This is a genomic window from Gimesia chilikensis, assembly GCF_008329715.1.
GTDB lineage: Bacteria > Planctomycetota > Planctomycetia > Planctomycetales > Planctomycetaceae > Gimesia > Gimesia chilikensis.
Genome location: NZ_VTSR01000001.1, coordinates 474753 through 499735 on the forward strand (window position 1 = coordinate 474753; position 24983 = coordinate 499735).

A 24983-nucleotide genomic window follows, 5' to 3' on the forward strand; every position below is an offset into this window, starting at 1 on the left:
AGCAGCAGTAAGGTAGAGAAACAACCACCAATGCCAATCGGCATCAGAAAGAATTTCCTGCCTTTCGTGGTAGTAAATAAATTTCACGTATTCCACAATCAAACCGGGTGGGCGCGGATGCAATCCGTGCCGAGCGCAGCGAGCAGGAGATCTCAGCTCACGAGATCCATTCATAACTGAGCCACCAACTAAATTAATTTACCTTGAGGAACGCGTACTCTCCACATCGTCTGCTCTGCGACCTCCTGTTGCCTCCGGCAATACCGGATTACATCCGGTACCACCCCCATCCGCTCCCATAACACAACCAACCTGCGTCAGCAAAATTTTCGTGCCTTTCGTGTCTTTCGTGGTAGTAAATTTCGAATCCATTTCGGGTTCCCATCGGGTGGGCGCGGATGAAATCCGTACCGAGCGCAGCGAGCAGGAGGTCCCAGCGCACCAGATCAATTCACAACTGAGCAACCAACTAAATTAATTTACCTTGAGGAAAGCGTACTCTCCACATCGTTTACCCTGCAACCTCCTGTTGCCTCCGGCAATACCGGATTACATCCGGTACCACCCACATCCGCTCCCATAACACAACCAACCTGCGTCAGCATTTTTCGTGTCTTTCGTGCCTTTCGTGGTAGTAAAACTTTCACGTATTCCACGATCAAACCGGGTAAGCCCGAATGTAATCCGTGCCGAGCGCAGCGAGCAGGAGGTCCCAGCTCACAAGATCAATTCACAACAGAGCAACCAACTGTATTCCGATTCCCTGGGTAACACATCTCCTCCAACTGAGCCAGCAGTCCTCCACTGGCGGTTCGCCGATCAGTCGGGTTCACCAGCCCGCAGACAGACACCGTTTCCCCGTACACAACGCATCACAACAAACGGAAATCTCAAAAAAAAGCCCCGTCGGATCTCCCGTTGTGCCAAGGGTTTCCCGTCCCGTTTCACAATTCCCGGCCCATTTTCCGCACCTCGGCACGCAAGCTGCCTTATCTCCTCCACAGCAAATCGAAGCCATTCAAGAAAACAGCCGAATGACCGTTGAGGGCTGTGGTACGTTTAGCAAAGGAACCACATCATGTTGGAGACCATACTTCTGATCGTTCTGATTCTGTTTATTATCGGTGCACTCCCCACCTGGGGATACAGTCGTAGCTGGGGTTACGGACCCAGCGGCGGACTGGGCCTGATCCTGCTGATCATTCTGCTGCTGGTACTCTTATGATTGAATCAGCCAGCCACCCGACGACCGCAGCAGGTTCGCGGTAACGTCGGGTGCCATCTGCCGGCTAGCCCGACAATGAAATCGAGATCCCCCAGCAGGCGGGTAAGACCAAGCGCAGCGAGCAGGAGGTCTCAGCTCACCAGAGCAATTCACAACAGAGTCACCAACTAAATTAACCCATCTTGAGGAACGCATACTCTTCACATCGCTTGCTCTGCGACATCCTGTTGCCTCCGGCAATACCGGATTACATCCGGTACCACCCACATCCGCTCCCGTAACACAACCAACCTGCGTCAGCAGACTTTCGTGCTTTTCGTGCCGTTCGTGGTAGAAAAAAAACTATCTCCCAGTTTTCTTTTGCTCTCGAATCCCTGCATCCTATAATAAAAGTTCGTTTATCCGTCTCCCACCACCGTGTCTCACCAGTCAGGAGCACACACCATGGACCGCAGGACGTTTCTACAGGGTTCAGCCGCCGGGCTGGCCACTCTCTCCCTGGATCAGGTTGCTAAAGCCGCCGCCAGCGAACGCATCCGCGTCGGCATGATCGGTGCCGGCGGTCGCGCTGCCGCTCTCAACCGTCACTTCGCGGAAAATCCCCAGGCCGAAATCGTCACCATCGCCGAGATCGATTCCGCCCGCCTCGGTAACACCGTGGACACCGTCACCAAACTGCAGGGCAAACAACCAGAGGTCATCCGCGATTTCCGTCACCTGCTCGACGACAACAGTCTCGACGCCATCGTGGTCGGCACTCCCGATCACTGGCACGCCATCCCCACGATCCTCGCCTGCCAGGCCGGCAAAGATGTCTACGTCGAAAAGCCGGACGGACACAACATCATCGAAGGCCAGCGGATGGTCGCCGCCATGAAAAAACACAACCGCGTCGTGCAACTGGGCTCTCAGCATCGGTCCACCGAACGCCTGAAGTCGGCCCTCGCCTACATCCGCAGCGGCGCCCTTGGTCGCTGCCTCGTCGCCAAAGCCTGGGAAAGCACCCGGCAGGGAAACATCGGCTACCCGCCCGACAGCACGCCCCCCGACACCGTCGATTACGACATGTGGCTCGGATCTGCCAAAAAACGCCCCTTCAACAAAAACCGCTTCCATGGCCGCTGGCGCTGGTTCCACGATTATGGCACCGGCGACCTGGGCAACGACGGCGTACATCGTCTCGACATGGCCTTCGCCGCGCTCAATGCCGCTTGTGAAGCACAAGGCGACGCCGCGATTTCGCTCCCCTCCAAAATTTCCGCGACCGGCGGCAAATGGTACTTCGACGACATGCAGGAATGGCCCGACACTCTGCAAGTCACCTACGAATACCAGAGCGATACGCCCAAGATACTCACCTACGAAATGAGGATCTGGGCCCCCTACCATTACCACGGCGAATCAGAAGGCGCCGTCATCTACGGCGACAAAGCCCACATGACCATCGGCAATAGCCGCTGGCGCGTTTACGGTGAGCGCGGCAAGCTGATCAAGGAAGTCAAAGGGGACAGCGACGCCGGCCCGCACGTGGCCAACTTTCTCGACTGCATCAAGACCCGCAGCAAACCGGCCTGCGATCTGGAAACAGTAGGTCACCCGGCCTCCATCCTCTGCCACGCCGGCAACATCGCCGCCCGCGTCGGCCGCACACTGACTCTCGATCCCCAAACCGAAACCTTCAAAAACGACGACGCCGCCAACCAGCTCCGCGGCCGAGAAGAATGGCGCAAACCCTGGGTCCTGCCCGAAGTGTGATTCTGATCAAACAAAGAAAGGGTGAGCCCGAATGTAATCCGTGCCGAGCGCAGCGAGCAGGAGGTCTCAGCTCACGAGATCCATTCATAACTGAGCCACCAACTAAATTAATTTACCTTGAGGAGCGCGTACTCTTCACATCGTTTGCCCTGCAACCTCCTGTTGCCTCCGGCAATACCGGATTACATCCGGTACCACCCACTCTAGTAACGCCACCAACCTGCATCAGCAAAATTTTCGTGTCTTTCGTGCATTTCGTGGTAGCAATTAAAACACCCACCAGAGCGATAGCAGATCACATTGACACAATTTGTACCGAACTGATAGCATCCGGTCTCCCGTTGCTCGCCCAATTTCAAGGAGGTTCAGGATGCCGGTTCTTGGTCGCATTGTTTTTGCCTGTCTGCTCTGTTTTGGTACGGTTTGCCTGGCTGCTGATCCGCAGGAGCGTCCGGGTCTGCTGAAACAGGTCACCCCTGAAACCAATCAGCGGCCAGCAGCCCTCGATCATCTTCGCCTGGCAACAGAACAACTGCAGGCGGCGGGCCTGAAAACTGAAGCAGAGAAATTGCGGGAACTCTCCCTGCAGATCAAACAACGCATTCGTCAGAAACAGGCGGAATTGGAGACCCAGGCAAAACAACTGCAACAGCTGGTGGGAACGCCGGCTCAGATTTTGTGCCGCTGTTATATTCTGGAACTCACCCCGGACGCTGCAGAAGAATTTGCAGCAGCTGCGAAGCCGGTGAATCAGGTTCATTCAGGAGTCGCAATTTACAGCAACGCCGAAACGGTCTTCGCGAAGCTGAAACGGGAGGGGAAAGTCAAGCTGGTGCATGCCAGTCCGCAGATTGTGACTAGGCCGGGGAAACCAGCGACCTTTAAAAGTGGCGGCGAATTTCCGATTCCGGTCCCGGCAGACGACAGACAGCTCTCAGTCGAATGGAGAGAGTTCGGCATCATCTGCAAAGTCGAGCCGGATCTGCTGGAGAATGGTAAAGTCCTGCTCCGCTTCTCTCCTGAGATCTCAGAACAGGACTTTATGAACGCGGTCCAGGTCAACGGCACCACGGTCCCCGGCCTCACAGTACGACGCGTCAACACCAGGGCAGAAATGAATCTCGGGGAAACGCTGGTGGTGAAAACGGTCTCGAACACGAAAGACCAGGCAGAGACCGTGACCGTGTATATGGTCACACCGGTTAACTTTGAAGAATAATCGACCAACACGATTTCACACTCTGCCCAGCACTGTATCGCCCCGTCCCCGGGTAAGCCCGAATGCAATTCGGGCCGAGCGCAGCGAGCAGGAAACTGACAGTGTTGCATTCAAGCAAGAAACAGTTAGTTTGCTCTCAAAACCATTCTGAACTGATGTCGGAAACAGAATTAACAGTTCGCACCTTTACCCCGACAATTTCCTGTTGCCTTCGGCAATACCGGATGACATCCGGTACCCCCCACATCCGCTCCCGTAACACAACCAATCTGCGTCAGCAAAATTTTTCGTGTCTTTCGTGCTGGCCGTGGTACCAAAATAATTTCGTGCGATTCGTGGTACCATCACACCTGCTGCTTCAGCGGGTTCGTCTCCAGAATAATGTCATTAATCCCCGTCTGGTTAAATCCTTTGAACCCCTCTTCCCGCTGCAGAATTTCGAGGTGCGAACCGATGGCCCCTTTTTCGCGGAACTTGTCCGCTTCTTCAGCCGAGATCAGTCCGTCTTTCAGCAACGACTGAATCCGGCTCTCTTGCACCGGCCAGATTTCCCCCGCCGTAAAAGCCTGACGTAAATGTGGCAGATCGGTAAAGGGTTTCATCGTCTTTACGTCGCCCTCTTTCGCCAGCTGATCCCGTGCGGCGTCGAAGTCGAACTGGCATTCCAGGTGGTGCATGCCCGCCTGCAGGAACGCTTCCCCATGCAGTCGGCACCACAGCCCCACCGTACCCAGCTCACTCCGTTGCTGGAACGCCTCGTGTGCAAAGTCCTGCGATACCTCTTCAGCAGAGAGATCCACATCCGCGAAAATCGTAATCCGCGCATGGGGTTGCTCAATCACCTGGGCCCCCCAGCCCGCTTCCTTGCCGGCATAGAACCGCTCACGCAACTGGAAGCCCAGCAGCTCAAAGATCCCGATCAGGCTCTGGAAATGCTTGCGGCTCGAACGATACGTATGGTGATCGTGATTCGCCCAGCCCATGCCCATGGCATCCTGGCGGGCCTTCTGAATCCGAGCCGCCAGATTCCGCTGCTGCCAGTAATCCCGTTCGCCGGCAAAGAACAGATCGCACGTCCGGTCCACACCGAGATCCGCAATCGAGGCCTTAATCAGCGAAGCCGCATGCGCGAACCCTGCACTCGTTTCCGCGAAGTCCCGCTTCCGTAGCCGCAGCGCTTCCGCATGGGCGGCCAGCTTTTTCAGATCCGGAGTAGCAGGCGGTGTCGTACACGTCACCGGGCAACCATGCCGCTCGATCACATGCAACTCAACCCCTTCGCCGGCAAAAGCGATCCGTTGTCGCACCGCGGCCCCCACGTCACCTTCAATCGATGTGTCCATATCACGCTGGTGCACCAGCAGGAAATCAGCCACACTGTCCACGCGGACAAACAAACGCTCGACCGCCGACGCAGCCGCTTTTACTGCAGGAAACATCGCCGCAGGATGATGATATAAAGGACGGCCCGCATCCGTCACCGGCTCATATCCCAACTCAACCAGCTCGCTCGCCAGCGCATCAGACCACTCCACTTCCAGGTGATCCACCCAGTCCCTGAGCCGGGTTCCCGTGCGGGTCTGGAGACCATGGGCAAACTGTTGAATGTCGGCTGACTTCTGACAAAACACATCAATCCGCTCATCGATAAAGCGGGCCGTTTCCGGATACCGTTTCCAGTCATAAACTGTAAGCTGCTTGCTGGACATGGTTTATCTCCAATGTTTTTTAATTTGTGCCACTTATGTTAGAGTCAAGTGGCGTCTCTATGAATTAATACGTCAAAACCTGCGAAAACAGAAACTCAATCAGAAAACAGGTTTTCCACGTATATAATCATAGTGAGGTCTTTCACATCACTTCTCACATCATGAATTCTACACAGGAGGACCTGAGATGTCTCAAACAATCCTGCTCATCGGCGCGGGAAAGATCGGCCGCATGATCGCCACTCTGCTCAGCAGATCCGGCGACTATCATGTACGCGTCGCCGACCGCGTTCCCGCCGCTTTAGATCATATACAGAAACGAATTCCCTCAGTCGAAACACGCGTCCTCAACGCTGAGTCGCACGAGGAACTGGTGCACCTCATGCAGGGCTGCACTGCAGTTATCTCGGCGCTCAGCTTCCGGGAAAATCCTTATGTCGCCCGCGCTGCGCTCGAAGCGGGCATCAATTATTTTGATCTCACAGAAGATCGCCAGACAACGGCCGCTGTTAAAGAAATCGCCGACGGTGCCGCCGAGGGTCAGGTCTTTCTCCCCCAGTCCGGCCTGGCCCCCGGCTTCGTCACCATTGTCACCAAACATGTGATGGACTGGTTCGACGAAATCGATACCGTCCGCATGCGCGTCGGTGCCCTCCCCCAGCGGCCCACCAACGCGCTCGCCTATAACCTGACCTGGTCCACGGACGGCCTGATCAACGAGTACTGCAACACCTGCGAAGTGATTCACAATCGCAAGATTAAAAATCACCTCCCTCTCGAAGGGCTGGAGCAGTTCACACTTGATGGCAACGTCTATGAAGCCTTCAACACGTCAGGCGGGCTGGGTACGCTCTGTGACACCATGGATGGCAAGGTCCGTGAACTGAATTACAAAACGATACGCTATCCCGGCCATCGCGAACTCATGAAGTTCCTGCTGCAGGATTTAAGACTCAATGAACGCCGCGATCTGCTCAAGGACGTCATGGAACACTCGATCCCCGTCACCTTCCAGGACGTGGTTATCGTCTTCTGCACCGTCCGCGGTCACCGCAACGGTCAGTTCGTCGAAAAGAGTGACCTGCGTAAGATGTACGCTCAGGAAATCAACGGCGAAATCTGGAGCGCCATTCAGCTCACCACCGGAGCCGGCGTCTGTGCCGTCATCGATCTGATTCAACAGAAACAGCTGGAAGGTACCGGCCTGATCCGACAGGAACAGATCCCCTTCGAACAGTTCATCCAGAACCGCTTTGGACAGTTTTACGAAACCGAAACCTTTGCCCTGGACTAATTCATTCAGCAAGTGAGGCTCAACATGACTCATCCGATACAGGAAGTTCTCAAGCGGATCGGCGTCAACGATCATCCCGTCGCCGTTGCCGTCGGAAATACGTGGCAGGCAGGCGCGGGTGAAGCACTGACGGGCAAATCCCCCATCGACGGGTCGACGCTCGTCAAGCTCACCCAGGCCACGCCGAGCGACGTCGACACGGTGGTCGCCACCGCCCAATCCGCTTTCAGGACATGGCGCAACGTCCCCGCCCCCCGCCGCGGCGAATTCGTCCGGCTGATCGGAAACGCCCTGCGCGAACACAAGGCCGACCTCGCTGCCATCGTCAGCTGGGAAGCCGGCAAAATCACGCAGGAAGCCCTCGGCGAAGTACAGGAAATGATCGACATCTGCGACTTCGCCGTCGGGCAGAGCCGCCAGCTCTACGGCAAAACAATCGCCAGCGAACGTCCCGGCCATCGCCTGATGGAACAGTGGCACCCGCTCGGACCGATCGGCGTGATCAGCGCCTTCAACTTCCCGGTCGCCGTCTGGTCCTGGAATGCGATGCTCGCCTTCGTCTGCGGCGACCCGGTTGTCTGGAAGCCCTCGGAAAAAACGCCACTCTGCGCCATTGCCTGCCAGCAGATTGTCAACAACGTCGCCCGCGACTTCCCCGAAGCCCCCGACGGTATCTCCAGCCTGCTCATTGGCGGTGCCGACGTCGGACAGGCACTCGCCGCACACCCCGATCTCCCGTTGATCTCAGCCACCGGCTCGGTACCCATGGGACGCGCTGTCGCCTCCACGGTTGCCGGTCGGCTGGGATTAAGTCTGCTCGAACTGGGCGGCAACAACGCGATGCTTGTCACCGAATCCGCCGACCTCGAAATGACGGTCCGCTCCGCCCTCTTCTCCGCCGTGGGGACTTGTGGCCAACGCTGCACATCGCTCCGTCGCCTGATCGTCCACGACAGCATCGCCGACAAACTCCTCGCATCGCTCAAGAAAGCCTACGAAAAATTACCGATCGGCAATCCCCTCGATGAGGGAACGCTCGTCGGCCCACTCGTCGATCAGCGCTCGCTCGACGCGATGCAGCACGCCCTCCGCACCGCCGAGGAACAGGGAGGCACCGTCCATTTCGGCAATCCGATTATGGAAGATGTCCCCGCGGGCGGCTGTTACGTCCACCCCGCGATCGTCGAGATGCCCGGCCAGACCGAAATCGTACAACAGGAAACCTTCGCCCCCATTCTGTACGTCATTCGCTACACAGATCTGGACGAAGCCATCGCCCTGCATAACGGCGTGCCCCAGGGGCTCTCCTCCTCCATCATGACCAACGACATCCGCCAGGCGGAACAGTTTCTCTCTCCCGCCGGCTCCGATTGCGGCATCGCGAATGTCAACGTCGGCCCCAGCGGTGCAGAAATCGGCGGCGCATTTGGAGGCGAAAAAGAAACCGGCGGCGGCCGCGAATCCGGCTCCGACGCCTGGAAAGCCTACATGCGCCGCGCCACCAACACCATCAACTACTCCACCGAACTCCCCTTAGCCCAGGGCATCAAATTCGACCTGTAAAACTGAGCGGCAAGTCGCCGGGTGCCATCTGTCAGCTTGCCCGACAGTGCTGAAAAACCAGCATTCAACCCGCCAACCAAAACTCGAAAAAAACATCGGGTAAGCCCGAATGCCATTCGGGCCGAGCGCAGCGAGCAAGAGGTCCCAGCTCACCAGATCAATACACAACAGAGTCCCATAAAATCCAGTATATTTGAAGTTGTGGACAGAAAGTGTTAATAATTAAGCTGAACCTACCATCAAGCTCTCAACACAAATGATATATCTGGAACGATTCATGAACTCTCAAAATAAAATTGAGGAAGCAAAACATTGCCTGATCGATTTCTTCGGAAAAATGTATGAGTGGGAGTCAGCTGTAATCGAAATGGAAGAGCGAGCCGATAATGATGAAATCACTGAAGATGAAATACAGCAGTACTTAAAACAGGCAAAAGCAGATTTGGAATTGATCTTCGAGGAATTTTGCGAAGTTGGTAAAACCGCGAAACGCCTGCGGGACGAAGGTCTAGCATTCAGTATTCCTCCCGAGTATGACCTTGAAGAGAATCCAATCGAGTCGATTTTAGAAAAGAACAACAAGGTCATTATAGAAACAAAACCGGCCTCCGGGTTAGGTTTTTGTTATCGCTATGAACTGATCAATACAGATAATGGCTGGAAGATTCGAGACAATCGAAAACATGCCACACTCACGCCTGATGCAAAATGGTCAAGTGACCTGTTATAGCAGGAACCCCAGCCCAGGCAGCAGATTTTCTAATCTTTCGTGGCAGGAAAAATCCACTGGGTGCCATCTGTCGGCTTGTCCGACAGTTCTGAAAAACCAGTATTCAACCAGCCAACGAAAACTCGAAAAAACATCGGGTGGGCCCAAATGCAAATCGGACCGAGCGCAGCGAGCAAGAGGTCGCAGCTCACTAGATCAATACACAACAGAGACACCAACCAAATTAAATTAGGTTGAGGAACGTGTACTCTTTACATCGTCTGCCCTGCAACCTCCTGTTGCCTCCGGCAATACCGGATTACATCCGGTACCACCCACATCCGCTCCCGTAACGCCACCAACCTGCGTCAGCAAAATTTTCGTGTCTTTCGAGCCTTTCGTGGTAGAAATTTTCGAGCGATTCACGGTCTACCCAAACACCTCACTCACCACTTCCCCACCCAGCACCGTCGCAATCTCTTTCCGGTTATTATGCCGATATACAAGCTTATGCTGATCCAGGCCCAAAGCATGCAGCAACGTCGCATGCAGGTCCGCGGGCGACATTGGTCGTTCCACTGGCGTATAACCCAGCTCATCCGTCTGACCGATAATCTGGCCCCCCTTCACGCCGCCGCCGGCCATCCACATGCAATACGTCGTCGGCAGATGGTCGCGGCCCCGCCGGTCTCCTTTCGTATTCCCTTCCGTCGTCGGCGTCCGACCAAACTCACCGCCCCAGACTACCAGCGTCTCATCCAGCAGCCCCCGTTGTTTCAGGTCTCTCAAGAGCGCCGCCACCGGCCGGTCCGTTGCTTTGGAGCGTTTCGTGTGATTCGCCTTGATCGCCCCATGCGCGTCCCAGCCTCCGTTCCGCAGCTGCACCACCCGCACGCCCCGTTCCACGAGTCGCCGGGCAATCAGACAGTGCCTGCCGAACTCTGCCGTCTCCTTGTCATCCAGGCCATACAGCTCCGCTGTCTCTGCCGATTCACTCTTCAGATCAAACACCTCCGGGGCCGATGTCTGCAGCCGGAACCCGAGCTCATACGAGGCAATCCGCGCTTCCAGTTCCGAATCCTGCCCCAGCTGCTGCAGATGCTCTTCGTTCATCCATTTGATGAAATCCAGCTGCTCGCGCCGGTTGGCGTGCGAATAACCGGCGGGCATTTTCGTATAGGGAATCCCCCGCTTGCCGTCCACCAGGGTCCCCTGGTAACGCGAAGGCAGAAACCCGTTCCCCCAGCCCGGCGTCTGTGGTGCCGGCCCGGTGCTGTTCGACAGCATCGAAATAAATCCGGGCAGGTCGCGGCTCTCACTCCCCAGCCCGTACGTCATCCACGCTCCCAGGCTGGGCCGGTCCCCCACTGCCGATCCGGTCAGCGCGATGCATTCCCCGGGACCATGCACGGGCACCCGATGATTCACCGACCGCAGCACGCAGATCTCATCGATCATCTTCGCCGTCTCGGGAAACATGTTCGACACGGGAATCCCGCTCTCCCCATAATTCTTAAACGTGAAAGGCGACGCCATCAGCTTCGAACCCAGCCCCGCCCGCGGAATGTTGGGCACCCGGGACGCAATGCTCGCCGGGACCGGCTCTCCCTCCAGCTTCGTCAGCAGCGGCTTCGGATCGAACGTATCCACCTGGCTCGGCGCACCCGACATGAACAGAAAGATCACACTCTTCGCCGTCGCCGGAAAATGGCTCTGTCCGGTCACCGCCTGCTTTCCGTCGGAGGCCTCAAGCAATCCCTCGTCCGCCAGCAGCGCCGCCAGACCGACCGCTCCCATGCCCAGCACGCTCTGCTCCAGCATCGCCCGTCGGCTCACAGGCGACGTGGAAAAACCATGACTCACATTCTTCGGATCAAACAACATCAAAGCCCTCGCCTTCAGGGAATATACATAAACTCGTTGAGATTCATTAACGCATGACACAACATCGACAGCCGCCGTGTTTTCGATTCGGCAGACTCTTCACCCTGGAAAAAGACCAGCGACCGTTCCCGCTCCTGCTCATTCGGCTTGCGTCCCAGCACACGCAGAAACGCCTGCGTCACCTGCTGCCCGTGATCCTCGCCCACATCCTTTGTGATCTTCTCCGCCAGCACCTGCGCCCGTCGATCCATGAACTGGCTGTTCAACATAAACAGCGGCTGCAGTGCCACCGTCGAAACCTGTCGCCGCGAACAGCTGGTCACACTGTCCGGCGCATCGAACATCGCCATCACCGACGGCATTTCGCTTCGTCGCTGGAACAGGTAAATCGTCCGCCGCAGATTCTGCTCCTCTCGCTCCTGGGGCACACTCGGCCCCCCGACCTCCCGTTTCAGTTCTCCCGTCGCACACAAAATCGAATCCCGAATCACTTCCGCTTCCAGCCGACGTCGCGGCCAGCTCCACAGCAGCCGGTTCTCCGGATCCCGTTTCAGGTTCGCCTCGTTGAACGACCGCTGCTGCCGATACGCGGAAGACAGCACAATCTCCCGGTGAATCTGCTTTGTACTCCACCCCTGCTCCATCAGTTCCGAGGCCAGCCAGTCCAGCAGTTCCGGATGCGAAGGGGGCTCCCCCTGCACGCCGAAATCGCTGGGCGTTGCCACCAGTCCCCGCCCGAAGTGATACTGCCACAACCGGTTCACCCACACCCGCGAAACCAGCGGGTTCTTCCGATCCGTCAGCCACTCCGCCAACGCCATCCGCGACAGTTGCCCCGAACCGCTCGTCGTCGCTCCCAGTACCGCAGGCCAGCCCTTGCCCACTTCCGGTCCTCGCTTATGCACATCGCCGCGAATCAAAATCTGCGACTTCGTCTGCTTCAACTGTTCCGCGGAATACGGAATCGGATCCCGGTTCACCACTGGCAGCCGCTCGATCTCTGCCTGTCCGGTCAACGGCGAAAAATACCCCCACGTATGCGGCTCCTTCGTATGCGCGAATCGCTTGCGGTTGATCAGCTTCTTCGCTTCGCGCTGATAAAAATCATATGTCCCTTTCGGCATCCAGACATTCATTTCGGTCGGGTTGGGCAGCCCGTCCCCTTTAAGCGACAGATTCCCCAGCTGTCCATTCACAAAGAATCCCTGCAGCCGATAATAGTCGCGCTGCGTCAAGGGATCGAACTTATGATTATGGCACTGGGCACATTCCAGTGTCAGCCCCAGTAGCGCACTGCTCGTCACATTCACAATGTCCACCAGCACATCGTTCCGCTGCGCCGCCTTATCCATATTGTTCCCGCTGATCCGGGCCGAAGCCAGAAAACCGGTCGCGATCACGTTTTCATCCGCGTAAGGCGTCAGCTCATCCCCCGCCAGTTGCTCCTTGAGGAACACATCATAAGGCTTGTCTGCGTTGAAACTCTCGATCACATAATCCCGATACCGCCACGCATAAGGTCGCGGCAGATCATGCTGATAGCCGTGACTCTCGGCCCACCGCGTCAGATCCAGCCAGTATCGCGCCCAGCGTTCGCCGTAATGGGGAGAAGCCAGCAACCGCTCCACCAGTTTCTCATACGCCCGAGGATCAGTATTAAATTCGAACGCCTCAATCTCCTCTGCACTCGGCGGCAGCCCCGTCAGATCCAGGTACAACCGACGGATCAGCGTCCCCCGGTCCGCTTCGGGAACCGGCGTGATCCCGGCTTTATTCCAGGCCCGCGCCAGGAATGCGTCGACCGCCGTCCGAATCGGTTTACCGCTCTTCACCTGCGGCACCTCGGGACGCTGCACCGGTTGAAACGCCCAGTGATCCGATTCCGTCTTCGGTGTCGGCAGCAATGCATAATCCCACTTCGCCCCCTGGTCGATCCACGCCCGCAGCTTCGCAATCTCCTCTTTCTTCAATGCCGCGCCCGCATCGATGGGAGGCATTCGCGTTTCCGACACCTGTGTGGAGACCAGTTCGATCAGCTTGCTCTGCTCGCTGTCCCCCGGCACAATCAACTCTTCCCCCGTACTGAAGCCCAGCAGTTCCTCATGCACATCCAGCCGATACCCGGAATCCGGATTCGCCCCCGCATGACAGTTGAAACACCGCGACTTGAGCAGCGGGTAAATCTCTTTCTCAAAGTCCACTGGCTTCGACCACGCCGTTTTTTTATTGCCCGCTAATTTGGGAATCTGTCCGGGCGAAAGATCCAGCACATCGTTCCACGTCCGGCTCAGTACCAGATCACTCACGTAGATCCGGTCTTCCAGTTCTGTCTTGTAACCCGTCGCAAAACCGACCCACCGCACGGCGTTCACACTCTGTGGATTCACGGTCGATGCCACCGGCTCACCCAGTTCGTCCGGCTTCGGATCCACCCACAAATCAAACCGCGTGAACCCAGCCCGCAACGATTTCTCCGGCTTCGACAGCCGCCCCACAACCACGTAATCCCGGTCGCGTTCGAGTTCCACCGAACTCCAGGCTGTCTGCTGTGAGCCAATCCGCACCATGAAAACGACCTTCCCATTCTGGGGACCGCTGGAGGCAATATGCACGCCGATATTCGGAACATGATTCGCATGCACGGCTTTATCCGAACCCTCGTAACGATCCAGCCAGAAGACGAAAAACTCCCCTTCATCGCGCGGCTTCTGATCCGCCGCATACCGGAAGCGAAACCGCAGAAACAGTTCCTGGTCCTGGTACGTCTCCTTCAACTCCCGCCGCAACGGGTTGTTCCGCTCGACCGATCCCTGAATCAACGCCTCATGCTGAATCGCGGAACCGGAGGCCTGCTTCGGCTTCGCATCCACAAACAGTGCCGGGTGACGATTCGAAAGCACCCAGCCCCCGTTCCAGCCAAACCCTTTCTGATCCCGTTTCACGGAATCAATCTGCGGGTTGACCAGCCCATGCGCCAGCCGCGGAGTTTCCCCGGCAAACGCTCGTGCGGAACAGAACAGTAACCCGCCCACCAACAGCGCCGTAACCAGGTGCCTGCCTGCTATGTTCGATATCTGAGCCCGATATATCATCCTGCCTTCAATCCTCTTGAGTCAAAATCCGCGTTCAATTCTCTACAGGTTGTGTCACTGATTCAAAAGTCTTCCCCAGTACCAGTCGATCCACGAACAGGGAATCAGAAACTTCCGTGTACTGTCCAATCCGCATTCCCACGACGTTGATCTCTTTTAACGGCTTCGCCCCTGTTTCCTGCTGCACCACGGCATCCGGAGTCGCACTCCGATCACCGTCCGGATTCACCCAGAATTCCAGGCGATTGAAATCAGACGACTCGTCTTTCATTACCCGCCCCACCAGCAGAAAACATTCCCCGTCGATCAGTTCCCTGGAAAAGCCTTCCTTGTTCACCTCGAAACGGGTAAAGAACTGTTTCTCTTTCAAGCCGAAGTTGGGAACCCGCGAATGACTGCTCCCCTTGCCCCCCGCCATATCGTCGAACCAGAGGGCAAAGAAATCGTTCTTGTCCAACCCTTCGTACTTCACCAGCAGACTGAAATAGAAATCCTCGGTAAGCGGCTCTGCCAGTTTGCGGGCCATGCGATGTGCCAGGGAAGGATAAGCATGATGATGACCGCGGGATTGCAATACCATCGGTCCCCCCTCCAGTGCGCCCCGCTGCAGACGCTGTTCGGGAACCATCAACCGCGTGAAATTCGGATCGGCCCACCAGCCCTCATGACCGAAGCCCACGCCCCCGGTCTGTTCCGACAACGAAGTCGCTCGGTACTCGAATGCTTCCCCTGCCAGAATGTTTTTGGGTAATGCCGTATTGATGTGCAGCAGCGCAAATTCATTGAAAGGTGCTTCCGCTTCAAAGGGCACCGCTTCTAACGGCGGATAGTTTCCCGATTTCGCCGCGATCAGCTGTTCCGGCGTCGGTACATCCGCAAACTTGGTCGGCGTCACCCGGATGTCGGCCCCATGTGCATTCCCGCGTGTGAACAACACCGCCTGGCTCGCTTTCAGAATACGGGGCTGCTCCGCCTGCGCCTTGGGTTTGATATCAACCTCCCCCTCAAACACATGCACTTCGGCCTTGCCGAGTGGATCGACGACCGTCCCGAACCGCGTCCCCTGATCGACAATCTCCATCTTCGGCGTATCGACGGTAAATCCGTGTGCTTCATCAGGCACATAGGCGGCCAGCTTGCCATAATTCAACTTTGCATGCATGGACGAATTCAGTTCAATCTGCGCGGGACCTTCCAGCACTACCCCCGCCCCGCTTTCAAAGCGAATCCGGGCAATCCCCGATTTCAGCCACAACTGCTTCCCCGCAGTAAACCGGGTTCCATAAGCGATGTCATCCCCCAGTTCCTCGTCTTCCCAGACCGCATCCTCGGTATCCAGCAGCATCCCCACATGTCGAGGCAGCTCAATCAGCGGTTCGGGAGTGACCACCACCGGCTCCTCAGGAAAGTTCGTCTCTCCGTTTCCCCGGAACCAGACAAAGCTCCCCACCAGGAGCAGCAGCACAACAACCACAGAAACCTGCGCCAGATAACCGAAGCCACTCCCCGCAGCTCCCGCTGCCGTGGCTTTCACAACCACAGGCGCGTCCTCAGTCACCGCATCCGCTTCCAGCATCTCCAGGCTGATCCCGTCCGGCACCGCCGCATACAGGTTTGTGCTCAACAGCTGATCCAGGTGCAGCTGGTCCGAGTATTCGTCGATCAGCTCGGGATGCGCATTAAGCATCTCGGTCAGCCGCGCATCCTCGACAGTCGTCAACTCATCCGCCATCAACCGGCTGGTCAGCCGCGCCAGTTCATTCCGCAAAGCATTGTCGGGGGAATTCATGTCTGCGCCTCCCGGGCCATCGTCTTCTGGATGCACTCCATCAGCGTTTTGCGAATGCGATACAGGGTCATCGAAACCGCATCCGCCGACCGCCCCTCATCCGCAGCGATCTGATTCACGGGCACCGCATCCCGATATCGGCTCTCCACCAGTTGTCGATGCGAACTCGGCAGCTTTTCCATACAGTGCGTCAACGCCTCCGCATGCGATTTCGCCTCGATCGCCCGCCGCGTTGTTGCAGCCGCGATCTGCTCCAGCGTCCGTTCTTCCAGCACCGCCTGACCGTCATTCCGCACCCGTTTGAAAAAGGCCAGCGCCTGCAGCTGAGCAATCCGGCACGCCCAGGGCAGAAACGCCCGCTCCGGGTCATACTCATCCCGCTTCCGCCACAGAACGGTATTCGTTTCCTGCAGCACATCATCGACATCGGCCGCCCGACGAATCAGCGCCACCAGCAGCCCCCGCAACACAGGCTGGCTCCCGGCAATCAACGCCACATATTCCTCATCCAGATCACGATTCGTCAAAACAAAGGCCCTTCCGCGCGCAAGTCAGGTCTATTTAAAACATCCTGTATCAGTTCATTAGATCAACCATCCCCAATCTAACGCAGTTTCTGATAAAAAGATATTTATTCATCAAAAACGAGAAGAGCAGAATAAACATAAAGTACTGCGATTATTAAACATGCGCAATAGAAACGGGTGGGCACGGATGCAATCCGTGCCGAGCGCAGAGAGCAAGAGGTTTCAGTTCACCAGATTGATTCACAACAGAGTCCCCAACTCGACCAACCCCAAAATGAGGTACGTCCACGCACCACGCAGTACTCACACTGCGACCTCCTGTTGCCTGCGGCAATATCGGATTTCATCCGATACCACCCACGGTTAGATTTTCAGTCATTAGCGCCCCCACTTTCTCACACGCACTCCTGCCTGAAACCCTTTTCGTGCCTTTCGTGCCTTTCGTGGTAGAAAGAATTTCAAACCTATCGAGGCAGTAATTTCGAACCCTTCGTGGTCCCTACCGCCCGTCATAAACAAACACCCCGATCACCCGCACCGGCTGCCCCTCTGCCTGCAACCGAATCCGATGCTTCCCGAACGGCAGCCCCAATACGCCACGACGGTTCTCAATATAATGTTTCCGCTCCTGCGAATCGGTAAACGGCTGATTCGTCGGCTGCGACCAGGCCTGCTTGCCGTCCACCTCTGCGACCAGCGTCCCTCCAGACGGATCATCCAGCCAGGCGATCGACAGCTCATCCGCCTCCACTTCAATCTCCAGCGCCTCTCCCGGCTGCAACAGGAACGCCTGCTCTCCATACGGTGCCCCCCACTTCGACTCGAACTCCTCTACCGCAGACTTCCCCTGCCAGCCCTGCGCCTCCGCGCCATAGAACTGACGCTTCAATCCCACCTTACAATCCACGACACTCAGCCGCGCACTCGGATTCGGAATCTCGATGATGTGCCGATCCCCGCGCGCCAGCCGTCCATGCACGAACGTCGAATTCCGCGGATTGGGAACTGACAAACTGTTGCGGCCATGCCCTGCATGCTCTGCCGGCTGACCGTCGATCAGCAGCTGCATCATTTCCCGTTTGTTATCCGCCCACAGATTGAACGCGGCGTCTTCCAGGATCAGCATCCGCCCGTCTACAAGCCGCGGGCTATCTTTTTGAAACCGGACCATAGTCCCTTCCCAGTTCCGCGCAAACGCATTCATCCGCGGCGGCAACTGTTTTTGTGGCACTCCCGGCAGTGTCGCTTCCGCCGGCTTCTCGAACACCTGCTCCAGTTGTTTGAACCACAGGTAATGACTGCCGGCGGCGGGATGCCCGCCATCGGGGGCCATCGCAAAATAATTGCTGGTCTTTTTCAGATCGATGATCAACTGCCCCATGTCGACAAACGGAATTCCGTAATGCTCACACAGCTCCTGCATCGGCTCCGTCATCGAATTCGGCTGTCCCTTATCCCGAATCCACATGCAGGAGACGAACTCCACACCCGGATAGTGTCGCTGAAACCAGCGGATCGCTCCTTCATAGGCGGCGATTTCATCCGGCCGGTCGATATGCTCGTTATGCCCGTGCCCGAAAATCACCAGGTCCGGCCCCGGCTTGTTTCCATTTTCAAACAGCGCGGGATACAGTTCCTGCCAGGACTTGCCGGTCGGGTGCCCATTGTCATTCGGGTTGGGCAGCAGTTCCAGTTCCGCGTATGCTTTGAAGCCGCTGTGCGACTCGCCGATCGACGATCCATCGCAGGCCATTACGTTGAACAGCATCCTGTCGACCGGATAATGAAACTTCCGCAGCAACTCCCGTCGCAGCCGTCCCGTATACATGAAATAGTGCTGCGACCAGCCCACATAATCCTGCAGATCGGGTCGCCCCATCCGCTCCGCGATCAGTTGTTTCATCGCCTTGGGATTACCCGGCCGGGCTGCGATCAGCGGTTCCTTATAATGCGGGCTCGCGGGATCTTCGTCATAAAAGTAGAGCCGCGGATTCGCACTCCCCCGGTCGATACTCGACCCCAGCGTCAGGATTGAAATCGGCTGTCCCGTTGTCAGCTTCTGCATCGTGCGGGGAATCTTCTGATACAGGTTGGGAAGTGCGCGGGACGTGGTCGGTGCTGTCTTCGCGGCAGTTTCCCCTTTGACCAGCGTGGGGGACTGAATCCAGACCCGCTTATCAGAATCATTCACAAACTCGACCAGCACGCCCACCACATTACGAAACGCAGCATCCGATTCGCGCTGTTCTTTGAACCGGGGATCAATCTTGAGCCCGTTCAACTGCAACTCAAATTCTTTTTCCGTCTCCTCTGACGAAGCCTCCTGCTGCGGCGAGCGTACGAGTTCCCCCCGCCCGTGCTTTGCAAACATCCGCTTGTCGGGCATCCCGAAGTCCGCCGGCGACCACTCGCCGTCGGCACTTTCAATCAGCATCAGACAAAGCCGCGCCTTGAGTGCCCCGCTCTGTTCCTGATATCCGTTGACTGAAAGACTGACTGCATCGCCCGACTTAAGCTTCAGTTCCGGCAGCGTCGCAAACTGCCAGATCCGTTTGCCCGGCAGAATCTCTACCGCTTTCGCTGATGTGTTGAGATTGAATTTGCCCTCTGCGCTTCCGCCGATCACATCTCCCCAGCGATCCGTATTCCAGCAGAGAATCGAACGCCCCGGTTCAGAACCAGCAGTGTGCCGTAATCCAAATTGCGGATTCTGCAGCAGATTATGCACAGCCCCCGATTCCTCAGCACAGACAACAGAAACCAGGGGACAGGCAAGAATAGACAGGAATAAAAGCACTAAGTTTTTCACGGCAGGACTCACAGGCAGGGAATACAAGGTTGGAACTGAATTTGAATGACTCAATCAATTAAACTTCTCTTATCTTACACTGATTTCTGTTTCGAACTCAAAACCAGTTATGTAGGATCAGAAAAAAAACTCTGAAAGCAGATCATGCTCTATACACTCGCCGCAATCTCCTGTTTTTTTCTTCAGTTAGAGCCGGACACAACGTCTGGGGTTAAAGAATTCCCCGCTTATTCCTGTCGTCTGAGGCTGCCAGATCCTTTTTTCACCTGGTCTGAGAAGGAGCTGCCTCCAAATTTTCTGGCAGAGTGCAGGAACGGCACCGGTATGAGTCTGGTGCTTTTAGCGCGGGATGCTCCGGACGATGCAAAACTCGACGATTCCACAATCGCGCAGATCCGTAACTCCTATCGGGAAGAAGATCCCGTCAAATTCATGAGTGGAAAACTCATCGTCTTTAAAGATGTGCCCTGCTATCAATATTTACTCAAAATCAAGGCTGAGGACTCCTTTACTGTTGCGCGTACTTTTGCCGCCCATCAAAAGATCTACACATTGTTCCTGAACCTCCCCGGTGATCAGTTGGACGACAAAAAAAACCGGAACCGGCTCTTTGACGCGTTCGAATTCATTGGAGAATCACAAACGCCAGAGTCTTCGTATAAACCGCCCATCCCCGAAACCAGAAAAAAGCACTACAAGCTTTTCACTAACATCCTCAAATTTTTCTTTGTGATCGTGGGAGCAATCTTCGCCATCGGACTCTGGTATCGCAACCGAAACCTGAGACAGGATGATGATTTTTAAACATGACGGCTAAGCTCGAATGCATTTGGAGCCGAGCGCAGCGAGCAAGAGGTCGTAACACACCAGATCAATTCACAACAGAGCTCCCTACTCAATCCCCCCACAAGAAGGCATATCCACTCACCACACAACACTCACTCTGACACCTCCCGTTGCCTGCGGCAATATCGGATTACATCCGATACCACCCATGGAATACTCTTTTATTGATCTCCCCACACCAGCAAATTTTCCGTGTCTTTCGTGCTTTTCGTGGTAGAAAAATATTTGCGGTTTACCTGGCAACATCAAGTTCGCGTCTTCAATGTTTCCAACGCTTAACACCATACCTCGCAATTCTCCATCCCTTCCAGCAACTCGCGGGCTCCATTGACTGTAATCGCCGTTTTCCTCATAGACAAAGTTTTCAGTTGCGGCATCTGCAGCAGGTACGGTATCGCTGCATCCGTAATGTCAGTCCCATCCAGACTTAAATCACTTAACCTGGGCGCACCACTCAACAGTGCGACTCCCTGGTTTGTGATCCTGGTCACATCCAGTCTCAACGTCTTCAGTTGCGGCCAGAGATCATCTACGCGAAAAAATTCATCCGTAATCTGTGTTTCATCCAGATTGAGTTTGGCCAGTCCGGTAAGACCCGCGAGATCGTTTTTGATCCCATCTGTAATGCGAGTTTTGGTCAGGTCGAGCTCCATCAGATTTTTCAGCTCCTTCAGACTACCTCCCAGTTGATCTGAAATCCGCGCATAATACAGATTAAGAACTTCTAATCCGGTAAACGTTTTCAGCATTTCCAGAAATGCGGATTCGGGTTCAGGAAACTGTGTGATCCAGAGTGATTTCAGATTCTTTTTGCCACACAGCGGCGTCAGCGTTACTACATGCTTCGGTGCCATCCCATATACGAAAGCCATCCCCACGTAGGGGGAAATTTGCGACACCAGTTCCAAGTCATCGATCGTTGGCTCATAATAAAAGTAGAGATAGACCGGCTTCTCCTGGTCGACCAGCGGTTCCAGGTCTTGCCTGCAATTAATCTGCGGGGACTCCGGAAAAGTACAATGTACCCTTTCCACACTGTTGCTAACAGCGTCCTGTGCATCAACCAGTGCCGCAGACTGGCGTTTCCGTTTCTCCGAATTCAATTGCCAGGACAGATTTGCCTTACGGAGTTCCAGGCTCGCCAAAGGACCTGCCAGAACTTCCCGCACCCCATAATACCTCAACCCCTCTTCCGGCACTGCATCCGCAGCAAAGCGGGCTTCCCGAAACTGATGCAGTTGATGGCCTTTCGAACAAACAATCCCCTGGTAAATAAATACATGGACGGTCAGCTCACCATCCCATTCAATCAGTTCATAATACTCCTGCCCCACCACATATTTATTCTTGCTCGGCTGTTTCATGATTTACCTCAACCAGACAAGAACCGGCCCAGGTTGACAGACAGGACTTCAATAAAGACAGGCAACTCTCCCATTATAAGAAAACGCAACCCCCAACACACGCACTTTCTACTAACCATTCATCAGCGGGTGAGCCCGAATATAATTCGGGCCGAGCGCAGCGAGCAGGAGGTCCCAGCTCACGAGATCAATTCACAACAGAGTAACCCACTTGGCTGATCAAAAGAGCTTGAAGAACACGCGCTCTACACATCGCATTCACTGCGACCTCCTGTTGCCTGCGGCAATATCGGATTACATCCGATACCACCCATGGAATACTCTTTTATTGATCTCCCCACACCAGCAAATTTTTCGTGTCTTTCGTGCTTTTCGTGGTAGAAAAAAATCGTGTCTTTCGCGGCAGCATTAATTTCGCGTCTTCCGTAGTAGCACGCGTTGTGTATGCGCCAGCACCAGCGGTAGCGCCGCCCGCACCACGGGAAACGTGTGCCCCCCTTTGAGCTCCACATACTGATGCGGCAGCTCCAGCGCAGTCAGCCGGTCACGAAAATGCTCGTTCATCGTCCGGTCAAACGCCTGGTCCGCGGTGATAATCAACAACGATGACCCGCGCAGCTTCTCCGCCTGATTCAACGGATTGAACTTGTTCCATTCAACTTCATCAGCACCAAACCGCTCCACCGGCACTTTATACGACTGCCCCGTCGGCAGACCATTGCGGGGAAAATCGAGCAGCCCGATCATCGAACTCACCGCCGCAAACCGACCGGGATGCCGTTCGGCAAACCGCACACAGCCATACCCGCCCATCGACCAGCCCGCGATCGCCCACTGCTGCTTCTTTTCTGGCAGGTCATACTCATTCGCCATCTTCGTCAGCACCTCTTGCAGGTACGTCTCGTACACATCCTGCTGGCGCACAGGCGAATTGAGATACCAGCCGTCATCGCCGTCCGGCAGAATCACAAACAGTCCTGAATCCAGCAGCTGTTGACGAATCAGTTTGTCATCCACCAGCGACCGCTCATGCCGCCCCCGCCCATGCAGAATGACCAGCGTCCGCCGCGCCGCAGGTTCGATCGACCGCCAGTTTTCCGGTAACACAATCACAGCCCGCTTCCGCTTTTTAAGACTCGTACTCTCAAACGTAACCGCCTCCACCCGCGGAAACAGTTCCTCGGTTTCCAGCGCTGCTGCAGAACCAGCGACAACAGTAAAGCTTCCCGACATGACCAGCATCCACACTACAAGCATTCGCAGTTTCATGATTGATCCCCCCCCTCAATACACCCTGATCTCACAAACCCGTGCCTGCTCCGCACCGTTCGTCCCCGTCACCACCAGCCGCAGTTGAGACACTCCTGCTACCTCCACCCCATGCACCCGGCGGCGCTGCCAGTTCCCTTCCACCGTCACTACGGTCTGCCAGTCGTGCCCGTCAAACACCTCAATCGCATAATCCCGCACCGCTTCCGGCTGCGCCTGTCCCCACAACATCCGCGACGTATACCCGTCGTGCTGGCTCAGCGTCAGATGCCGATGCAGGCCCGTATCGAAAATCAGCTGAACTTCACGCACCGCGATCGGTGTCTCCCACTCCAGCAGCAGCGTCGCCGGAAGTGCATCTGCCGGATCCGACATCCAGCGATGACTGCCCGGCACAGCCCGCTCAGGTGGTGCGCCCCGTTCTCCCTGTACGCTCCGCGTCTGCCCCGAAACCACTTCCGTCGCTGCGAATCCCGGCTGCTCACTGCTGGCAGAAATCCGCGCCGACCGCGCGAGGTCATTCTCATCTGCACTGCGAATCCCCACCAGGTACGCATCATCGCGTAACAACCGCTGCTGAATCTCCGCCATCACTCCGGCATGGGAACTCAGCTCCGCGGGACTCAACTTTCGCTGCACCGCGCACGCCGCCGCGGTCCCCACTCCCTGCCCGATCACCGCGCAGGTCGCCATCACGCGGGTCGACGAAAACGCCACGTGCGTCGCCGAAAGATTCCGCCCCGCAAACATCAGGTTACTCCGGTTTCCCGAAACACAGGCCGACAGCGGCACATTATAGAGATGCGGCACCGGATGCTGTCGGCACGGCTCTTCCTCCGCCGCATCGATGCCCGCGGGAGGATGCAGATCGAGTGACCAGCCGCCATAGGCAATCGCATCCAGAAAGTCACGGGACGTGAGCAGATCCTGCTCCGTCAACACATGCTGTCCGATGAACCGTCGACTCTCCCGCTTGCCCGGTAGAAAACCGAACCAGTCCAGCGCCCAGTGAGCCGCCTCGAAAGGATCGTCCCCCGCTGGTGTGCCCGGTGGTCCGTTCTTCACGTGATCCCAGATCCCCAGCACAATCGCCAGCAGCTCGTCGCGGATCGTTTCATTCTCCTTGATCGTATCCAGCGTACCTCCCCACTCGGCCCACCAGTATCCGTACTCGTGCGTCGGCTCCTCTTCACCGGGCGTCGCGTACAACCGCAGCTTGAGCTCGTCTTTAGTAAATCGGCGTGCCCAGTCGGGAGCCACAAACGGCATCGACCGCGCATGTTTTCGGGCCTGCATCAGAATGGTCGATCCCAGCCGCTCGTTGTCCGCCAGAGAGGGAGCCAGCGTTTCCCGGTAATCGTCCTGGCCTTCGCGGCCCTCCATGAACAGCGCCCCGGCTTCCGCCGCCAGACGACCATCGCCGGTACAGTCGATGAAAATCGACGCATCAATTGTAAAGCGGTCTTCCGTGCTCTGCCGTTCGGCAATCGCCTGCGTGATGCGGTCTCCTTCCAGTTGTACCCCGGTCACACAGGTATTCAGCAGCAACGTCAGATTCGGTTCGGCCCGGCATTTCTCATACAGGATCAGATCAAACATCGACGCCGACCGCTGCGGATTTCGCACGCAGTTCTCCAGACGCAACTCTTCGATAATCCCTCCTTCGCGGGCTTCCGTCTCCAGTTCCGCTCCCCGATCGAAGTGCCCCGTGCCGTTCGCCCCGACAATATGCATCCGCACTTCACTCGATGCATTCCCGCCCAGCACCCCGCGATCCTGACAGAGAATCACGCGTGCCCCGCACCGCGCCGCGGCAATCGCACAGCAACAGCCCGCCATGCCACCCCCGGCCACAAGGATCTCAGTCTCTAAGAAATGGTCTTCCAGCATCGACATCGAATATTTCATCCTTTGAATTTGACACACCCA

The 24983-nt window shown here is 56.3% G+C and carries 16 protein-coding genes; 7 read left to right on the forward strand and 9 right to left on the reverse strand.

What is annotated here, in order from left to right; all coding sequences use genetic code 11:
* The first annotated feature begins 1078 nt into the window (after positions 1 to 1078).
* The 3 genes from FYZ48_RS01645 to FYZ48_RS01655 all read left to right on the forward strand — a co-directional run bounded on the left by FYZ48_RS01645 (position 1079) and on the right by FYZ48_RS01655 (position 4199).
* Positions 1079 to 1225 (forward strand): DUF3309 family protein, encoded by a 147-nt coding sequence (locus FYZ48_RS01645; protein WP_145038113.1) that lies wholly within the window; start codon positions 1079 to 1081, stop codon positions 1223 to 1225.
* 444 nt (positions 1226 to 1669) lie between these two features.
* Complete coding sequence (locus tag FYZ48_RS01650) at positions 1670 to 2980, forward strand: Gfo/Idh/MocA family protein (protein ID WP_149336858.1); 1311 nt, start codon at positions 1670 to 1672, stop codon at positions 2978 to 2980.
* A 370-nt stretch (positions 2981 to 3350) separates the two neighbouring features.
* Complete coding sequence (locus tag FYZ48_RS01655; RefSeq protein WP_149336861.1) at positions 3351 to 4199, forward strand: hypothetical protein; 849 nt, start codon at positions 3351 to 3353, stop codon at positions 4197 to 4199.
* A 344-nt stretch (positions 4200 to 4543) separates the two neighbouring features.
* On the opposite strand, the gene FYZ48_RS01660 is transcribed toward FYZ48_RS01655, so the two are convergent.
* Positions 4544 to 5908 (reverse strand): hypothetical protein, encoded by a 1365-nt coding sequence (locus FYZ48_RS01660; RefSeq protein ID WP_149336864.1) that lies wholly within the window; start codon positions 5906 to 5908, stop codon positions 4544 to 4546.
* 187 nt (positions 5909 to 6095) lie between these two features.
* Here FYZ48_RS01660 and FYZ48_RS01665 point away from each other — a divergent pair, with 187 nt between their 5' ends.
* From FYZ48_RS01665 to FYZ48_RS01675, 3 genes are all read left to right on the forward strand, one after another.
* Positions 6096 to 7202 carry a saccharopine dehydrogenase family protein gene (locus FYZ48_RS01665; RefSeq protein ID WP_149336867.1) on the forward strand — a complete coding sequence of 369 codons (1107 nt, stop codon included), beginning with the start codon at positions 6096 to 6098 and terminating at the stop codon, positions 7200 to 7202.
* Between the two features lie 24 nt (positions 7203 to 7226).
* Positions 7227 to 8765, forward strand: a complete 1539-nt coding sequence (gene amaB / locus FYZ48_RS01670; RefSeq protein WP_149336869.1) for an L-piperidine-6-carboxylate dehydrogenase — start codon at positions 7227 to 7229, stop codon at positions 8763 to 8765.
* 277 nt (positions 8766 to 9042) lie between these two features.
* Positions 9043 to 9495 carry an NTF2 fold immunity protein gene (locus tag FYZ48_RS01675; RefSeq protein WP_187781826.1) on the forward strand — a complete coding sequence of 151 codons (453 nt, stop codon included), beginning with the start codon at positions 9043 to 9045 and terminating at the stop codon, positions 9493 to 9495.
* A gap of 408 nt (positions 9496 to 9903) precedes the next feature.
* Here the strand turns inward: FYZ48_RS01675 and FYZ48_RS01680 are convergent, their stop codons facing one another.
* The 5 genes from FYZ48_RS01680 to FYZ48_RS01700 form a co-directional block, all read right to left on the reverse strand.
* Positions 9904 to 11358 carry a DUF1501 domain-containing protein gene (locus FYZ48_RS01680; protein ID WP_149336873.1) on the reverse strand — a complete coding sequence of 485 codons (1455 nt, stop codon included), beginning with the start codon at positions 11356 to 11358 and terminating at the stop codon, positions 9904 to 9906.
* 14 nt (positions 11359 to 11372) lie between these two features.
* The gene (locus FYZ48_RS01685; RefSeq protein WP_242022297.1) at positions 11373 to 14390 is read right to left on the reverse strand and encodes a PSD1 and planctomycete cytochrome C domain-containing protein; all 3018 of its coding nucleotides are present in this window, start codon (positions 14388 to 14390) and stop codon (positions 11373 to 11375) included.
* A 94-nt stretch (positions 14391 to 14484) separates the two neighbouring features.
* Complete coding sequence (locus FYZ48_RS01690; protein ID WP_149336877.1) at positions 14485 to 16239, reverse strand: FecR domain-containing protein; 1755 nt, start codon at positions 16237 to 16239, stop codon at positions 14485 to 14487.
* The gene (locus FYZ48_RS01695; RefSeq protein ID WP_149336879.1) at positions 16236 to 16766 is read right to left on the reverse strand and encodes a sigma-70 family RNA polymerase sigma factor; all 531 of its coding nucleotides are present in this window, start codon (positions 16764 to 16766) and stop codon (positions 16236 to 16238) included. The genes FYZ48_RS01690 and FYZ48_RS01695 overlap by 4 nt, the downstream gene beginning before the upstream one ends.
* A 499-nt stretch (positions 16767 to 17265) precedes the next feature.
* The gene (locus tag FYZ48_RS01700; protein ID WP_149336881.1) at positions 17266 to 19494 is read right to left on the reverse strand and encodes an SGNH/GDSL hydrolase family protein; all 2229 of its coding nucleotides are present in this window, start codon (positions 19492 to 19494) and stop codon (positions 17266 to 17268) included.
* Positions 19495 to 19899: 405 nt separating this feature from the next.
* On the opposite strand from FYZ48_RS01700, the gene FYZ48_RS01705 reads away from it, so the two are divergent.
* Entirely contained in the window at positions 19900 to 20379 is a 480-nt protein-coding gene (locus FYZ48_RS01705; RefSeq protein ID WP_149336883.1) for a hypothetical protein, read from the forward strand.
* A 317-nt stretch (positions 20380 to 20696) separates the two neighbouring features.
* Here the strand turns inward: FYZ48_RS01705 and FYZ48_RS01710 are convergent, their stop codons facing one another.
* The 3 genes from FYZ48_RS01710 to FYZ48_RS01720 form a co-directional block, all read right to left on the reverse strand.
* Positions 20697 to 21785 (reverse strand): leucine-rich repeat domain-containing protein, encoded by a 1089-nt coding sequence (locus FYZ48_RS01710; RefSeq protein ID WP_149336885.1) that lies wholly within the window; start codon positions 21783 to 21785, stop codon positions 20697 to 20699.
* Positions 21786 to 22193: 408 nt separating this feature from the next.
* Positions 22194 to 23054: an alpha/beta hydrolase gene (locus tag FYZ48_RS01715; protein WP_149336887.1), complete on the reverse strand. Its 861-nt coding sequence runs from the start codon at positions 23052 to 23054 to the stop codon at positions 22194 to 22196.
* A gap of 15 nt (positions 23055 to 23069) precedes the next feature.
* Positions 23070 to 24950: an FAD-dependent oxidoreductase gene (locus FYZ48_RS01720; protein ID WP_149336889.1), complete on the reverse strand. Its 1881-nt coding sequence runs from the start codon at positions 24948 to 24950 to the stop codon at positions 23070 to 23072.
* Positions 24951 to 24983 lie beyond the last annotated feature (33 nt).

Excerpts from the sequence above, each read along its gene's own strand:
- FYZ48_RS01645 (WP_145038113.1), top strand. The coding sequence starts at position 1,079 with ATGTTGGAGACCATACTTCTGATCGTTCTGATTCTGTTTATTATCGGT.
- FYZ48_RS01650 (WP_149336858.1), top strand. The coding sequence starts at position 1,670 with ATGGACCGCAGGACGTTTCTACAGGGTTCAGCCGCCGGGCTGGCCACT.
- FYZ48_RS01655 (WP_149336861.1), top strand. The coding sequence starts at position 3,351 with ATGCCGGTTCTTGGTCGCATTGTTTTTGCCTGTCTGCTCTGTTTTGGT.
- FYZ48_RS01660 (WP_149336864.1), bottom strand. The coding sequence starts at position 5,908 with ATGTCCAGCAAGCAGCTTACAGTTTATGACTGGAAACGGTATCCGGAA.
- FYZ48_RS01665 (WP_149336867.1), top strand. The coding sequence starts at position 6,096 with ATGTCTCAAACAATCCTGCTCATCGGCGCGGGAAAGATCGGCCGCATG.
- amaB (WP_149336869.1), top strand. The coding sequence starts at position 7,227 with ATGACTCATCCGATACAGGAAGTTCTCAAGCGGATCGGCGTCAACGAT.
- FYZ48_RS01675 (WP_187781826.1), top strand. The coding sequence starts at position 9,043 with ATGAACTCTCAAAATAAAATTGAGGAAGCAAAACATTGCCTGATCGAT.
- FYZ48_RS01680 (WP_149336873.1), bottom strand. The coding sequence starts at position 11,358 with ATGTTGTTTGATCCGAAGAATGTGAGTCATGGTTTTTCCACGTCGCCT.
- FYZ48_RS01690 (WP_149336877.1), bottom strand. The coding sequence starts at position 16,239 with ATGAATTCCCCCGACAATGCTTTGCGGAATGAACTGGCGCGGCTGACC.
- FYZ48_RS01705 (WP_149336883.1), top strand. The coding sequence starts at position 19,900 with ATGAGTCTGGTGCTTTTAGCGCGGGATGCTCCGGACGATGCAAAACTC.
- FYZ48_RS01710 (WP_149336885.1), bottom strand. The coding sequence starts at position 21,785 with ATGAAACAGCCGAGCAAGAATAAATATGTGGTGGGGCAGGAGTATTAT.
- FYZ48_RS01715 (WP_149336887.1), bottom strand. The coding sequence starts at position 23,054 with ATGAAACTGCGAATGCTTGTAGTGTGGATGCTGGTCATGTCGGGAAGC.
- FYZ48_RS01720 (WP_149336889.1), bottom strand. The coding sequence starts at position 24,950 with ATGTCGATGCTGGAAGACCATTTCTTAGAGACTGAGATCCTTGTGGCC.